The 14,578-nt window shown below is 48.6% G+C and carries 13 protein-coding genes and 1 riboswitch; of the genes, 5 read left to right on the top strand and 8 right to left on the bottom strand.

The window, feature by feature from the left end; all coding sequences use genetic code 11:
* Window positions 1-70 precede the first annotated feature (70 nt).
* Window positions 71-1,318, bottom strand: coding sequence for a peptidase T (gene pepT, locus KTO58_RS02540; RefSeq protein ID WP_095840891.1), 1,248 nt, complete (start codon window positions 1,316-1,318; stop codon window positions 71-73).
* 135 nt (window positions 1,319-1,453) lie between these two features.
* Window positions 1,454-1,650: riboswitch (cobalamin riboswitch) on the top strand.
* A gap of 159 nt (window positions 1,651-1,809) precedes the next feature.
* On the opposite strand from pepT, the gene metE reads away from it, so the two are divergent.
* The 3 genes from metE to KTO58_RS02525 all read left to right on the top strand — a co-directional run bounded on the left by metE (window position 1,810) and on the right by KTO58_RS02525 (window position 4,964).
* Window positions 1,810-4,113 carry a 5-methyltetrahydropteroyltriglutamate--homocysteine S-methyltransferase gene (metE, locus tag KTO58_RS02535; protein WP_225860022.1) on the top strand — a complete coding sequence of 768 codons (2,304 nt, stop codon included), beginning with the start codon at window positions 1,810-1,812 and terminating at the stop codon, window positions 4,111-4,113.
* A gap of 118 nt (window positions 4,114-4,231) precedes the next feature.
* The gene (locus KTO58_RS02530) at window positions 4,232-4,474 is read left to right on the top strand and encodes a cysteine-rich CWC family protein (RefSeq protein ID WP_095840892.1); all 243 of its coding nucleotides are present in this window, start codon (window positions 4,232-4,234) and stop codon (window positions 4,472-4,474) included.
* Between the two features lie 91 nt (window positions 4,475-4,565).
* Window positions 4,566-4,964, top strand: coding sequence for an acyl-CoA thioesterase (locus tag KTO58_RS02525; protein ID WP_198315047.1), 399 nt, complete (start codon window positions 4,566-4,568; stop codon window positions 4,962-4,964).
* 89 nt (window positions 4,965-5,053) lie between these two features.
* Here KTO58_RS02525 and KTO58_RS02520 read toward each other — a convergent pair whose 3' ends face one another.
* Window positions 5,054-5,482 (bottom strand): FKBP-type peptidyl-prolyl cis-trans isomerase, encoded by a 429-nt coding sequence (locus KTO58_RS02520; RefSeq protein ID WP_225860021.1) that lies wholly within the window; start codon window positions 5,480-5,482, stop codon window positions 5,054-5,056.
* A 179-nt stretch (window positions 5,483-5,661) separates the two neighbouring features.
* Between KTO58_RS02520 and KTO58_RS02515 the strand changes: the two genes are divergently transcribed.
* Together KTO58_RS02515 and fmt are read left to right on the top strand one after the other, a co-directional pair.
* Window positions 5,662-6,837, top strand: coding sequence for an exo-beta-N-acetylmuramidase NamZ family protein (locus KTO58_RS02515; RefSeq protein WP_095840895.1), 1,176 nt, complete (start codon window positions 5,662-5,664; stop codon window positions 6,835-6,837).
* 55 nt (window positions 6,838-6,892) lie between these two features.
* The gene (fmt, locus tag KTO58_RS02510) at window positions 6,893-7,828 is read left to right on the top strand and encodes a methionyl-tRNA formyltransferase (RefSeq protein ID WP_225860020.1); all 936 of its coding nucleotides are present in this window, start codon (window positions 6,893-6,895) and stop codon (window positions 7,826-7,828) included.
* A 63-nt stretch (window positions 7,829-7,891) separates the two neighbouring features.
* Here the strand turns inward: fmt and KTO58_RS02505 are convergent, their stop codons facing one another.
* The 6 genes from KTO58_RS02505 to KTO58_RS02480 all read right to left on the bottom strand — a co-directional run bounded on the left by KTO58_RS02505 (window position 7,892) and on the right by KTO58_RS02480 (window position 14,556).
* Window positions 7,892-8,836: a hypothetical protein gene (locus KTO58_RS02505; RefSeq protein WP_095840896.1), complete on the bottom strand. Its 945-nt coding sequence runs from the start codon at window positions 8,834-8,836 to the stop codon at window positions 7,892-7,894.
* Window positions 8,837-9,000: 164 nt separating this feature from the next.
* Complete coding sequence (locus tag KTO58_RS02500; protein ID WP_225860019.1) at window positions 9,001-10,005, bottom strand: DPBB and LysM peptidoglycan-binding domain-containing protein; 1,005 nt, start codon at window positions 10,003-10,005, stop codon at window positions 9,001-9,003.
* A 140-nt stretch (window positions 10,006-10,145) separates the two neighbouring features.
* A complete protein-coding gene (locus KTO58_RS02495; RefSeq protein WP_095840898.1) occupies window positions 10,146-11,522 on the bottom strand; it encodes a methyltransferase RsmF C-terminal domain-like protein in 1,377 nt (458 codons plus the stop codon).
* Between the two features lie 61 nt (window positions 11,523-11,583).
* Window positions 11,584-12,993 carry an NAD(P)(+) transhydrogenase (Re/Si-specific) subunit beta gene (locus tag KTO58_RS02490; RefSeq protein ID WP_095841741.1) on the bottom strand — a complete coding sequence of 470 codons (1,410 nt, stop codon included), beginning with the start codon at window positions 12,991-12,993 and terminating at the stop codon, window positions 11,584-11,586.
* A gap of 89 nt (window positions 12,994-13,082) precedes the next feature.
* Window positions 13,083-13,397: an NAD(P) transhydrogenase subunit alpha part 2 gene (locus KTO58_RS02485; RefSeq protein ID WP_095840899.1), complete on the bottom strand. Its 315-nt coding sequence runs from the start codon at window positions 13,395-13,397 to the stop codon at window positions 13,083-13,085.
* Window positions 13,398-13,422: 25 nt separating this feature from the next.
* Window positions 13,423-14,556: a Re/Si-specific NAD(P)(+) transhydrogenase subunit alpha gene (locus tag KTO58_RS02480; protein ID WP_095840900.1), complete on the bottom strand. Its 1,134-nt coding sequence runs from the start codon at window positions 14,554-14,556 to the stop codon at window positions 13,423-13,425.
* Between the last annotated feature and the right edge of the window lie 22 nt (window positions 14,557-14,578).

The raw sequence follows: 14,578 nt of genomic DNA, 5'->3' as shown, positions 1-14,578 counted from the left end.
GAAGCAATAATAGGGTAAGGTACTAATAAAATAGTTAAAGTTTAAACGCAATAACCAGCAATTCTAGTACTTAGCTATGCTCTTCCCATATTTGTGCCAGATAGACGATGGTCTGCACGGCTTTTTGCATGTCCTGTATGCTTACATACTCATGCTTGCTGTGCAAGGCCATTTCCCCTGTGAATATATTCGGACAGGGCAAGCCCAGGAAAGAAAGCCGGGCGCCATCTGTACCACCGCGGATGATCATCTTGAGCGGTGCCACACCAGCTCTTTTCATAGCCTCAGCAGCATAGACGGTCACTTGCGGATGCTTATCCAGTACCTCTTTCATATTACGGTATTGTTCTGTTACCTGGAAAGTAGCGATAGCGGTAGGATACTTGCTCATAACATGTTCCATAAGGCGACGAAGGTAAAACTCATGTCCCTCCAGTTCCGGTGTGGTGAAATCACGGATGATAAAGTCGATCTCGGCTTTTTCAACTATTCCCTGTATACGTACGGGATGAATGAATCCCTGGCGGTTTTCTGTCGTCTCGGGAGACAGTATCTCTTTCGGCAACGCATCTACGATCTCCGACGCTATTTTGATGGCACTTACCAGCTTACCTTTGGCGGATCCCGGATGTGCACTTACCCCTTTTATAGTGATCTTTACGGCATCAGCGGAAAAGTTCTCATCTTCCACTGATCCCCGCTCACCTCCATCCATCGTATAGCCGAAAGAAGCACCCAATCGCTGCATATCCACTTTGTCCACGCCTCTTCCGATCTCTTCATCGGGGGTAAAGAGGATGCGGATCGCGCCATGTTTGATCTCGGGGTGCTGCAGCAGGAAGTGGGCAGCATCCATGATCTCTGCCACGCCTGCCTTGTCATCGGCACCCAGCAGCGTAGTACCACTCGCAGTGATGATATCATCTCCTTTGCGGGAAGCCAGGTAAGGATGTTCGGCTGCACGGATCACCTGTGTGTCGTCATCCGGCAGGATAATATCCGTACCATCGTACTGATGATGGATGATCGGTTTTACATCCTTTCCGCTGCAATCGCTGGAGGTATCGACATGCGAACAGAAACAGATCACAGGTACGGTTTTGTCGGTATTCGCGGGGATGGTAGCATAGACATATCCGTATTCATCCAATACCGCATCTTCGATCCCCATTTCCCGTAGTTCCTGTACTAGCAGGCGGGACAGCTCCTTTTGTTTTTCTGTGCTGGGATAGGTATGGCTCAGCGGATCCGATTCGGTATCTATCTGTACATAGCGGATAAACCGGTCCACTACGGTATATTGGTAATCTGTAAACATTTTACAAACCTAAGGATTTTTTTTGCTGTGCTATCTATCTGCCAGGCGCTAAAGAAAGAGATAACAAAAACAGACAGATAGGACGTGGTACCGGATATTACGCGCTTAAATCCTATATTTGTAATGGTTCTTTACACACTCAATGCTGTTTGCGGTTTCCGGTCTGTGACCGGGATTAAAAAGGAACCGTGTGAAAATCACGGGCTGACGCGCAACTGTAAGTAACCTTTGAAAAAGGTTATGACCAACGATACCCATTATCCCTGTTAGGGATGAGAAGGGTGGTCATAGCCGTTACAAGCCAGGAGACTTGCCGTAAACAAATTGATGTATGCTTCGCGGAAAAAAAGCATTATTCAGGCAATTGGCAGTACTTCCCCCCACAGGCATCGTGTGCCTGTTACTGTTCCATTCCTTTATCCTGCCAGCTCCCTTCGGCAAGTGTACGCGTAGTAATACCGGTATTTTTCACTTAAAACAACCGTACCCGTATGTTAACAAACGTACCAGGCTACCCGCGTATCGGTAGCGGCAGGGAACTAAAAAAAGCCAACGAGGCTTATTGGGCGGGCACAGCTTCCCTCGAAAAACTACAACTTACTGCCCGTCAGCTCCGCCGCCAGAATTGGGAGGCGATGCAGCAGGCCGGTATTGACCTCATCCCTTCCAACGATTTTTCTTACTACGATCAGGTGCTCGATATGTGTCTGATGACGGGTACAATCCCTGCCAGGTTCAAGCCATTACTGGAGCGGCTGGCCAGTCCCCAAAGCCTGGAGCTGTATTTCGCGATGGCCAGGGGCTATCAGAAAAACGGGCTCGACATTACCGCCATGGAGATGACAAAATGGTTTGATACCAACTATCACTATCTGGTCCCCGAATTCGATACTACCCAGCAATACCGGCTGTTAAGCCATAAATGTGTAGAGGAGTTCCGCGAAGCGAAAAGCCTCGGTATCCACACTAAACCGGTAATCATTGGCCCCCTGACATTCCTGTTGCTTGGTAAGATCAAGGATCACTCCCTGCACCTACATAGTTTGCTGGAGCAGTTACTACCAGTATACCTGCAGCTGCTGACCGCACTACAGGAAGCTGGCGCTACCTGGATACAGATCGATGAGCCTTACCTCGCGATGGATCTCAACCCGGCTATACATCAGCTGTATATCAATACTTACAACCGTATCCACCAGGCTATACCTGGTCTGCAACTGTTGATCGCCACCTATTTTGATGCCTTGGGCGACAACCTGGCAACGGCGCTGCAACTACCGGTACAGGCCCTGCATATTGACCTGGTACGCGCACCTCAACAGCTGACCACAGTATTACAACAGCTGCCGGCTGGTATGCAACTGTCGCTGGGTGTGGTAGATGGCCGTAACATATGGAAAAATGATTATCAGCTATCACTCGCATTGATCAACGAAGCTGTGCAAGCAATCGGCCAGGATCGTGTATGGATCAGCAGCGCTTGCTCCTTACTCCATACTCCCTACGATCTGGATTTGGAACAAGACGAACAGGTATTGACAAGGGAGATCAAACACTGGATGGCATTTGCAAAACAGAAGCTGCATGAGATCGCTGACCTGGCACAGATTGCTACCGGCAACAACACCTCGCTGGCGGCTAATATGGCAGCGATGCAAGCAAAGCAGCATTCTCCGCTGATCCACAAACCTGCAGTAAAAGCGCGGGTAGCAGCACTGGACGAATCGCATGCTACCCGTAAGAGCCCATTCCATGTAAGGCAGGAATCGCAGGAAGTAGCCTTTCAATTGCCGCTGTTCCCCACCACAACCATCGGTTCTTTCCCGCAGACGGCAGAGATCCGTCAGCTACGTGCACAGCTGAAAAAAGGCACTATCTCTTCCGAAGAATATCATCAGCGGATCAAAGCAGCGATCGCCGAGACCGTGAAATGGCAGGAAAGCCTGCACCTGGATGTACTGGTGCATGGCGAATTTGAGCGTAATGATATGGTGGAATATTTCGGCGAGCAGCTGGAAGGTTTTGTATTCACCCAAAACGGATGGGTACAGAGCTACGGCAGCCGTTGTGTAAAACCACCCATTATTTACGGCGATGTGCAACGTACACATCCGATGACAGTAGCCTGGAGCAGCTATGCCCAATCGCTCACCAAAAAGCCCATGAAGGGAATGCTGACAGGGCCTGTCACCATCCTGCAATGGTCTTTCGTACGCAATGACCAACCCCGTGCAGATACAACTTTCCAGATAGCACTGGCTATCCGCGATGAAGTTTCTGATCTCGAAAAAGCCGGTATTAGAGTGATACAGGTAGATGAACCTGCTGTAAGAGAAGGCTTACCATTAAGAAGAGCCAATTGGGATGCCTATCTGCAATGGGCAGTACAGGCATTCCGTATTGCTGTTTGTAGCGTACTGGATGATACACAGATCCATACTCACATGTGTTATGCTGAGTTCAATGACATCATTGACAGCATCGCTGCAATGGATGCGGATGTTATCACGATCGAGACCTCCCGCTCTCAGATGGAACTGCTGGAAGCATTCGCCCGCTTCAAGTATCCTAACGAGATCGGCCCTGGCGTATATGATATCCACTCTCCCCGTGTACCAACAGTAGAAGAAATGTCCAGCTTACTACAGAAAGCCAGCACACTGCTGCCGGCCCGTAACATCTGGGTAAATCCCGACTGTGGATTGAAGACCCGTAACTGGCCGGAAACAGAGCAATCCCTCCGTAACATGGTGGCTGCCGCTGTTCAAAGCAGAAGCGCGGTATTAGTGAACTAGGCCCCATAACAGCTTCCTCTTTTTTGCGGCTATATATCGTCGTAATAAGAGGAAGCTTTTGCTGACCGTTTGACCTGCTGAAAAACATACTGCCGATTAATACTTAAATTTGCACATTATGGCTGATCATGAAACCGTAAGTTGTCCTCGCTGTGCGGCTACTTTTGAATGCCGCGTAGGCTCTATCCTGCGTTGCCAATGCCAGGAAGTCACCCTGACAATAGCAGAACGGCAGCATATCAGTGAACAATTCAACGGCTGTCTCTGTGCAAATTGTCTGCAAGAGATCAAAAACAATTATCGTCAGCAAGGATTTCGTTACAAAGTATCCAGGGTCATGAAATTGTTCGGGAAAAGATAAAAGATCACTCCTCTCTCCATTGTACTGCGGCCAGATAGCCACCCTGCTTTCAACACACCAGACTGCCCCGGGCAGTCTTTAACAGATGAATATGTACGAGAAACAAATTGAGCATTCCGTAACACGGATCTTTAAAGCTGTATTTCCAAATACGGTGAACCATTATGACACTTTATTCGGCGGTACAGCCATGCATATGATGGATGAAGTAGCCTTTATTACAGCTACAAGGTTCAGTCGCATGCGGATGGTAACAGTATCTACCGATCGTATTGATTTTAAAAAGCCTATCCCACACGGAACTATCGTGGAGCTGGTAGGCACCGTCTCGCATGTAGGTAAGACCAGCCTGAAAGTGGAGGTGGAAGTTTTCGTGGAACAAATGTATTCCAGTAAGCGGGAAAAGGCCATTACCGGCTCTTTCATATTCGTGGCGATCGATGAACAGAAAAGACCGATGGAGATCGTCCTACCCAACGAGCAGGATTAAATATCCTTAAATAACACCGGGCTCCTGCAGCTATATGGACGATAATCATCCATCTCATGCAGGAGCCCGGTCTATTATGGTCTGACAAACTATACGATCTCTACCAGTTCGATATCAAATACCAGGTCTTCACCAGCCAGTGCGTGATTGGCATCCAGGGTGATGAATTCATCTTTCACAGCTACCACTTTCACAGGAAATACATTGCCCTGAGGGTTGCTCATCTGCAGCTCCATACCTATCTCAGGCTTCAGATCCTCCGGGATATTAGCCTTCGGGAAATCCATGATCAACTCTTCGTTTTTGGGGCCGTAAGCCTCAACAACAGGGATATGTACGGTTTTTTTATCACCCGGTTTCATATCCAGCACGCCATTATCAAATCCTTTGATAACCATGCCCGCGCCCACTTTGAACTCCAGTGGCTGACGGCCTTCAGAGGAATCAAAAGTTGTTCCGTTGGTGAGACGGCCGTGATAATGCACCTTCACTGTATCCCCGTTTTTTACTGCTTGCATAAATAAAAATTATTAAGTGTTATCTGAATATACCCGCAAGGTAAGTAAAATAGTATAAAGTCAAAATCGCTACTGCTCCTGCACTACAGTACGGTAGCGATATTTCAAAACTCCTCTGCTGCAGCTTTCTCGCGAGTGTAAACAATTTACTATTTTTACTGCTTAGCTATTCACTACTTATGAACAAATTCCTGTTGTTTTGCGGCTCGCTCCTCTGCATGACATACCTGGCACATGCACAATCGCCGGTGATCACCGGTGCCGAAAGGACCGCCGCCTACCTCCCACTCCTGGAAGGTAAACGTGTAGCCTTGCTGGTCAACCAGACCGCTACATTGGGCCGTCGTCACCTGGTAGACTCCCTGCTGCAGCTGAAAGTAAACATCAAAAAGATATTCAGCCCTGAACACGGCTTCCGCGGACAGGCAGATGCAGGAGAGAAAGTAGGTAACAGCACCGATCCACAGACAGGACTTCCCATCGTATCCTTGTATGGCAAACACCGGCAAGCAGATGCCGCAGACCTCGCGGATGTGGATGTCCTGATCTTTGACATCCAGGATGCAGGCGCCCGCTTCTATACCTATATCTCTTCCTTGCAGGAACTGATGGAGGCCGCCGCCACTTACAACAAACCCCTCATCGTATTAGATCGGCCCAATCCAAACGGTCATTATGTGGATGGACCGGTATTGGATACCTCCTTCCGGTCTTTTGTAGGCATGCAGCCCATCCCCATCGTACACGGTATGACCACCGGTGAATATGCCCGCATGCTCAATGGTGAACAGTGGCTGCAAAACAAACTGCAATGCCAGCTGATGGTCATCCCCTGCCAGCAATACACCCATCGCACCCTGTATCGCCTGCCGGTCAAGCCGTCTCCCAATCTACCCGATATGGCAGCCATCTATTTATATCCCTCCCTCTGCCTGTTTGAAGGCACTGTATTCAGCCTGGGAAGAGGTACCGACAAGCCTTTCCAGGTATTTGGACATCCTAAGTTCCCCGCTACCGCATATACTTTTACCCCTCGTAGCCTGCCAGGTGCCAAAGATCCGGTACTGAAAGGGCAACGTTGTAATGGCTATGACCTCTCCCGGGATGCAGCCGCCCTCTCCCCTCAAAACAATCATCAGCTGCAGCTGAAATGGCTACTCGAAGCCTACAGTAAGTATCCCGATAAAGCGGGCTTTTTTAATAATTTCTTCAATAAACTAGCAGGCAACAGCACCTTGCAGGAACAGATCAAAGCTGGTAAAAGTGAAGCCAGCATCCGGCAGAGCTGGCAACCCGCTATTACCGCGTTTAAAGAAATACGGAAACGTTACCTGCTATATCCTGATTTCGAATGAGCCGTTAATACCGTATTTTTGCAGGCATTGCCTCACGCCTTTACGACACTATAATATGACAGATAAGAAAGATTTAAGGATCGTATTCATGGGAACACCCGACTTTGCGGTGGCCTCCCTGGATATACTCATACAGCATGGCTACCATGTCGTGGGAGTGGTCACGGCTCCCGACAAACCAGCGGGCAGAGGATTGCAACTTCAGGAAAGTGCGGTTAAAAAATACGCGGTCAGCAAAGGACTGAAAGTGCTGCAACCGGAAAAGCTAAAGAACCCGGCATTCCAGGAAGAACTGCGTAGCCTCAATGCGACCTTACAGGTCGTAGTAGCATTCCGTATGCTGCCGATAACAGTATGGGATATGCCCCCACTGGGTACTATTAACGTACATGCTTCACTCCTGCCCAATTACAGAGGTGCAGCGCCCATCAACTGGGCAGTGATCAACGGAGAAAAACAGACCGGTGTCACCACCTTCCGTTTACAACACGAAATAGACACCGGCAATATACTGTTCAGCGATACAGTGGAAATACGGGAAGATGAAACTGCCGGAGAATTGCATGACGTACTGATGCAAAAAGGTGCAGGCGTATTACTCAAAACAGTAGATGCACTTTGTAATGATACCCTGGAAGGTACTCCACAAGCCCATCTGGACCCTGACACACTGAAGCATGCACCCAAACTATTCAAAGAGAATTGCCGCATCGACTGGCAACAACCAATGGATCACATTTACAACCTGATCAGAGGACTTAGTCCCTATCCCACTGCCTGGACACAACTGCATGGTAAGAGCGTAAAGATATTTAAAGCCACCAAAGACCATACTGCTCCGAAAGAAGCACCTGGCACGGTAGTAAGCGATCAGAAAACATTCCTGAAGATGGCCGCTGCTGATGGCTATATTCAGCTGGAAGAATTACAGCTGGAAGGCAAAAAACGGATGGATATCGTCGCCTTCCTGAGAGGATATCGTTTTGAATAGATCACTCCCATCACACATAAAGAAAAAGGCCCGGTGTACTGTAGTGCATCCGGGCCTTTTTCTTTATAGCTGTTTTGCTTCCACTTTTTCAAGCCTTTTATTCAGCTCGATAATATGTAAGGTCAGTTCTTCTATTTTCTGTAGCAATAACTTGTTCATCTCACCTACATCTATCCCGTCTTTTTTTACCTCATTTTCTGAAGGTATCCCCTCCAGGTGCTTATGTTCACGTATGTATTTTTCCACCGCAGATAATTTGGGCAGATCATAGTTGTCATGAAATACAAAGTCGGACCAGGCACCTTGCTGAACACGGATCTTACGCGTACCGATAGCACCATCCACCGCCAGTTTATAATTATTGCCATTGTAATCTGTATTTACGTTACCAATCGTCACATTCCCGGTATTGCCATCGGCTACCAGGAAATACTGAGCAGCGGCATTGCCATCAGGCTGAATGTTAAAAAGATATAATTTATCTCCTGACGTACCCAGGCCGAAGGTTCTTTTACTCCCCGCTAGTTCGACGGCTGCACCATTCTGCAGTTTGAGGGATTTTGTCCAGCCATTGGAAGTCCATACCGGTCCTCCGCTGATCTCCAGCTGTGCATTGGGTGTCTTATTATTGATCCCGATATAACCGTTACTCTTAAATACCATCCAGGGAGTACGATAGGCAGTATTCTCAACGGTATTACCGCCGATATATCCGTAAATAAAACCAGCACTGTCGCTTAAGGCACCCAACGAGAAGAGTTTTCCGTTGCTATTGGCAGAAAAACTGAACTCCCGCGCCCAGTTGCCAGTCAATGACAGGTCAATATTGACGCCATAAGGATATACGGAAGGGTTCGTCAGCCTGATGTTACCATTATTTACATGTAATAATGCACTCGGCTCAGTGGTACCAATCCCAACAGCACCAGAAGTCGGAAATTTGTTTTGTGCAGAAACTGACAGACAACAAACGATAATCAGCAAGGTACATAGGTACAGATGTCTCATAAATCAAAATATAGGTTGTTCATTAACTGTGTCAAATGTCGTAAAACCCCATTATTTATTTACCAGGTGTGTATAAATAAATAGTTAAGCCCAATTCCCAACGATGCATAAAAAAGGCCCATGATCAGGATCACGGGCCTTTTTTTATGGATTGAAAAATATCTTTAGTCATCGTAACTCAGTTCACAATAGAACTTTGTCTCGTTAGTGCCTAACGCAGACATCGCTGCATCGCTGAGTTTGATGATCAGGTTGGCGTTTGTTTTGAGCTGGGGAATAGCATCCAGCACCTTCGCATAGATAGCACGGCCATTCAGCGGATTGGTCACCTTGATGATCGTACCTCTGGCGGCGGTATTATGAAGGGCATAGTACTTGCCCGGGCCTGCATTACTCTTAAACCAGGAACCAGGACCTTTTTCCGTCGTTACTCCTTTTCCATTGCCTACCTGCTGCTGATACAACTGTTCAAAGCTCGCATCTGAGGCCACTGTAACAGGTGGGGTCGAAGAGGGCGCTGGAGCAGGTGCCGTAGGTGTTGGCGGTGGAGTCGTCACCGGCTTACTGGCTACCGGAGCAGGTGTGCTGACATTGCTATCCTGTTTAACCGTCTCTTGTGGTTTTGGTGCTGGCTGCGCAGATACAGGAGCTGGTGTCTGTTTGACAACAGGTGCCGGTGCCGGTGCCGGTGTATTGGCTGCCAACACCGCCGATGAGCCATTACCTTTCACCCATCCTACGATCACATAGCTATCTTTTTTCAGTCCATCACCATTAAGATTATTCCAGTGCCGTACATTATCCAGCGCTACTTTGTTGTAATTAACACTGATGCGGTAAAGTGTTTCTTTTTCAGCTACCCGGTGATATACCGGACGATAAGAAGGTGCTCCTACATCTCCGGCCTGCGAAAAGTTTGCACCTGTCAACGGTATACGGACATGCTGTCCGAGTTGTAAACCCTGATCAAAGGCCAGGTTATTCTTTGCAGCAATTTCTTTCGGGGGTAGTCCGTACGCGCGGCCCAGACTATAGAAGGTTTCTCCTTTTTTGACCGCGTGCGTTACATAAAGATCTGGTGTGGTGCCCTGTACCTCCAATGTATCTTGTGCTTGCACCGTAGCAGCACTCAATACAAATGCCAAAACAGGCATAATCGATTTAACCATACTAACTCATTTTATACTTTCCGGCAACGAATATATGTGTAAAAATTGATAAATCAGTTCGATATCCCTAACGACAGAAAGTGCCTTTTGTTGTGTGTATATATCTTTCAAAGACGACCAGCAGCAAGCAATGTGCCATATTATTGTTTAAGTATCCGCAGTTCTTTAGGATAATAGTTATTCATCCTATTGGGCAGTAACTTGGCCCACCCCAATGGCATATCTTCATAACACATCAGGGCCCAGCCCTTTCCGACACTGCCCAGTTGCGGATCTTCCTTACGCAGGTATTGCAATGCCTGATCCAAGGTAAGGGATATACGTTGTATCTCCGGTGCCGCCAGCAAGCTCACTGCCAGCTGATGATCAGGTATCAGCTCCTTGCCCGGCTGCCCGGCCTTTACGCCTGCCTTACGCAAGTATAAATGCTGTTGTAGCAGCGCTATTGCGGGTGCGATCACTTCCGGCCACAGCAACACCTCTCCCTGGTGTTCCACCATCGCCAGCGGTGCCGCTGATCGTATCCACGGCTGTAACTTTTCAATATCTTTTTTGACAATGGTATTAAGCGCATTCCGCTGTTTACCTGGCTGGAAATGGCCGCCTTGTTTTTTGCGGAAACAGGACAAGAAAAATCCCTCCCCTTGTATCTTATCGGGATAAAAACGATACCCCTGCATACCATTCACCTCAGTAGTAACGATATTCCAGTCTGCCGGTACAGGAAGTGGTACATTTTCCAGGGCCTCATGCGTAGCCAGCCACTCCATGATGTCTTCGTCTTCTTCCCGGGAATACGAGCAGGTAGAATAGATCAATGTGCCATCTTCACGCAGCGCGGGTAACACATCGGCTAAAATACGCTGCTGCCGCTGGCTGCAAAGCATCACATTTTCAGGAGACCATTCTTTCACAGCTTCCGGATCGCGCCGGAAAAGACCGGAACCCGAGCAGGGAGCATCTACGACCATAACGTCAAAATAACCCGGTAAACGGGCAAAATCCCGGGGATCATTATTGGTCACTACCACATTCGCTGCGCCCCAGCGGGTTATATTATCTGCCAGCAACGCTGCCCTTGGCCTTATCACCTCATTGGCAACAAGCAGGCTATCTGCTGAGATCAGGGATTGTATCAGGGTCGATTTACCTCCGGGTGCCGCACAAAGGTCCAATACTTTTAGGGGTTGTGAGAGTGCACAGGTATGTTGCAAAGCATAGCCCGTGAACATAGAAGATGCCTCCTGAACGTAATAGGCGCCTGCATGAAAATAAGGATCCAGCGTAAAGGACGGACGCTGGGAAAGATACGCTCCCAGCCCATTCCAGGGTACCGGCGAGGCAGTCGCTTCCATGGCAGCTATAATACGTTGCCGGTTAGATATATCCGTCTTATAGGGATTGAATCGAAGAGAGGTCACTCTGCCAGGATGCGCATGCACTTCCAGAAAGGATGCCAGTTGCATACCTGGCAATGAAGGGAGGGTTGCTATAAAATCTTCAGGTAATACGGCCAACGCTTTTTTTCAGCAAAGTAAAAATCCTTTGAGGAATTACGGAAATAAAGTTAGCAGCCCATCATACATTTCGTATCTCCGTCAGCAACTCCTGCAGGACCTTTTTGGCATCGCCAAATAGCATAGATGTCTTGGGTTGAAAGAACAATTCATTTTCTATACCTGCGTAACCGGGCTTCATACTACGTTTGTTAACAACAACGGCTTTGGCCAGCTCTACCTCCAGGATGGGCATGCCATAGATCGGGCTGGCGGGATCGTGTTTGGCAGCGGGGTTCACCACATCATTAGCCCCTAATATCAACACTGCATCGGTCGTCGGGAACTCACTGTTAGCCGCTTCCATTTCCAACAGTTTATCGTACGATACATCCGCTTCCGCCAGCAATACATTCATGTGTCCGGGCATGCGGCCCGCAACCGGATGGATCGCATATTTCACCTCCACCCCCCTTTCCTCCAGTAATTTTTCCAGTTCGTGACATACATGTTGCGCCTGCGCCACTGCCAGGCCATATCCCGGAACGATCATCACCTTGTTGGCGTAAGCCAGTACCACCGCTGTATCAGAAAGACTGATCGCCTTATATACACCTTGCACTCCTGTTGAAGCGCCCGCTTTCGTACCACCGAACGAGCCGATGAGTACATTCTTAAGAGAACGATTCATAGCCTTACACATGAGTATTGTAAGTATCGTACCGGCAGAACCTACCAGTATCCCCCCAGTCAGCATGACCGGATTGTCATAAAGGAAACCGCCACAGGCAGCTGCAACACCTGTAAAGGAATTCAGCAGGGAAATCACCACCGGCATGTCGGCCCCGCCGATAGGCATTACAAAACAGATCCCATAGACGATTGACAATAACAGTAAGGTATAAAAGAACAGTGCCCGGGTAAAAACAGCACCGGTATTACCGGCGATCACGACCAGATAAGCCGCTAATAACAGCAGTACCGCCAGGATCACCAGATTGAAAATATGTTGCCCTTTGAAAGAATAGTCCCTGATACTTCCATTCAATTTTCCCCAGGCGATCATACTTCCGGCAAAGGAGACAATGCCGATAATCAACCCCAACAGGATGATCAGCGACAACCCTGCCGGCATCTGCTGCGACGAGAGCAGGTGATTATACTCTACCACAGAGATGAGCGCAGCACAGGCCCCCCCCATTCCGTTGAACAAACTGACCATCTCGGGCATAGCGGTCATTTTCACTTTCCTGGCCGCCAATACCCCCACAAAAGCACCGATGGCCAGCCCTCCGAATATCCATCCATAGTTATGTAGACGTACCCCCTCTTTCTCATACAGGAAAATAGTACCCAGTATAGCCAGTGTCATACCTCCCGCCGCCACCAGATTGCCTTTACGGGCACTTGCCGGATGGCTCAGCATTTTAAGTCCGATAATAAAAGTAACAGATCCGATCAGGTAGATAATAGAAAGTAGGCTGCTTTGCATAAAGGTTTTTATTAGATCCTGTAATCCTGTATTCACTGTCAGGGTTCACATAACAATATAGGGCTGCCCTCATTGTCAGGCGATGGCAGTCAGCTTTTCTTCTTCCCTTTGAACATTTCCAGCATGCGGTCCGTCACAACAAAACCGCCCACTACATTGAGCGTACCCAATATAACGGCCAGGAATCCCAATATAAGCGCCAGGTAATTATCTGCAGCTGCCTGCCCCATCACGATAATAGCGCCGATGATCACGACACCGTGTATGGCATTGGCCCCGCTCATCAAGGGTGTATGCAGGACAGCGGGAACGCGGGATATCACTTCGATGCCCAGAAATACAGACAGGATCACAATATATATCAGCGATATATGCTGTTGTACAAAGAAGATAATGGGTTCCATATGTATGAAGATTTAGGTGCGTTGCTTATACATTGCCTGGCAATGTCACTGTCTTCAACCGCTCCATCAGTATATCCCCGTTATGCACGATACAGGCGCCCCGGACAATGTCGTCCTCAAAATTGAGCGATAACTGATTATCTTTCCACAGTAGCTGCAGGAAGTTGGAAACATTCCTGGCATATAACTTACTCGCGTCGGCAGGCATGGTAGCTGCCAGGCTGGAATGACCGATAACGGTAACGCCATTGTGGATAACGGTTTCATTGTTCCGCGACACAGCAGTATTACCACCCGTAGCAGCTGCCAGATCAACGATCACAGCACCGGGACGCATACGCTCCAGCATGTCCGTCGTGATCAGTACAGGCGCCTGTTTGCCAGGGATCTGAGCGGTAGTGATCACAATATCTGCTTTTGCAGTACTCTCTGCTATTTTAGCCTCCTGCCTGCGGAGATAATCTACGGATTGTTCTACTGCATATCCGCCGGCTTTGGAGGCATCAGCAGCACCTTCCACCTCAATGAATTTCGCACCGAGGCTCATGACTTCTTCTTTCACGGCCGGCCGTGTATCGAACACTTCCACTACGGCCCCCAGCCTGCGGGCCGTAGCCACCGCCTGCAGCCCTGCTACCCCAGCCCCCAACACCAACACTTTTGCAGGAGCAATACTACCCGCCGCTGTCATGAACATAGGAAAATAACGGCTATAATTACTGGCTGCCAGCAACACCGCCTTATATCCCGCAATATTGGCTTGAGAGCTCAATACGTCCATGCTCTGTGCCCGGGTAGTACGGGGAATGCTATCCAGGCTAAAAACGGTCAGTCCATGTGCCGCCCACTGCTGCATAAGTCCAGCATGATAAAGCGGCTGGTAGACGCCTATGATGACCGCACCCGCCGGAAGTTGCTCCCAGGTGCTGCGGTCAGGTACCTGTATACTAAGGATCAATTGTGCTTGTTGAAGAATTATTTCGCGGGGTTTGATCACTGCACCAGCCTGCGTATAGGCCTCGTCGTTATACCAGGCCAGACGGCCGGCATCCTGTTCCACCCAGATGGTGATGCCCTGGCTGCTGAGTTGCTTTACGACCTCTGGAACTAACGAAACACGGCTTTCGCCGTTTTTTTCCTGTAGGATACCTGCAATCATCTGGTGGAAATTTATAATGGAA

Source organism: Chitinophaga pendula (genome assembly GCF_020386615.1).
GTDB lineage: Bacteria > Bacteroidota > Bacteroidia > Chitinophagales > Chitinophagaceae > Chitinophaga > Chitinophaga pendula.
This window is presented reverse-complemented; position numbering and strand designations above follow the sequence as displayed.

Bases quoted from the DNA above. Each gene is read 5' to 3' on its own strand.
- KTO58_RS02505 (WP_095840896.1), bottom strand. From the start codon at position 8,836: ATGAGACATCTGTACCTATGTACCTTGCTGATTATCGTTTGTTGTCTG.
- pepT (WP_095840891.1), bottom strand. From the start codon at position 1,318: ATGTTTACAGATTACCAATATACCGTAGTGGACCGGTTTATCCGCTAT.
- KTO58_RS02515 (WP_095840895.1), top strand. From the start codon at position 5,662: ATGAACAAATTCCTGTTGTTTTGCGGCTCGCTCCTCTGCATGACATAC.
- KTO58_RS02530 (WP_095840892.1), top strand. From the start codon at position 4,232: ATGGCTGATCATGAAACCGTAAGTTGTCCTCGCTGTGCGGCTACTTTT.
- KTO58_RS02490 (WP_095841741.1), bottom strand. From the start codon at position 12,993: ATGCAAAGCAGCCTACTTTCTATTATCTACCTGATCGGATCTGTTACT.
- metE (WP_225860022.1), top strand. From the start codon at position 1,810: ATGTTAACAAACGTACCAGGCTACCCGCGTATCGGTAGCGGCAGGGAA.
- KTO58_RS02520 (WP_225860021.1), bottom strand. From the start codon at position 5,482: ATGCAAGCAGTAAAAAACGGGGATACAGTGAAGGTGCATTATCACGGC.
- fmt (WP_225860020.1), top strand. From the start codon at position 6,893: ATGACAGATAAGAAAGATTTAAGGATCGTATTCATGGGAACACCCGAC.
- KTO58_RS02525 (WP_198315047.1), top strand. From the start codon at position 4,566: ATGTACGAGAAACAAATTGAGCATTCCGTAACACGGATCTTTAAAGCT.
- KTO58_RS02500 (WP_225860019.1), bottom strand. From the start codon at position 10,005: ATGGTTAAATCGATTATGCCTGTTTTGGCATTTGTATTGAGTGCTGCT.
- KTO58_RS02480 (WP_095840900.1), bottom strand. From the start codon at position 14,556: ATGATTGCAGGTATCCTACAGGAAAAAAACGGCGAAAGCCGTGTTTCG.
- KTO58_RS02485 (WP_095840899.1), bottom strand. From the start codon at position 13,397: ATGGAACCCATTATCTTCTTTGTACAACAGCATATATCGCTGATATAT.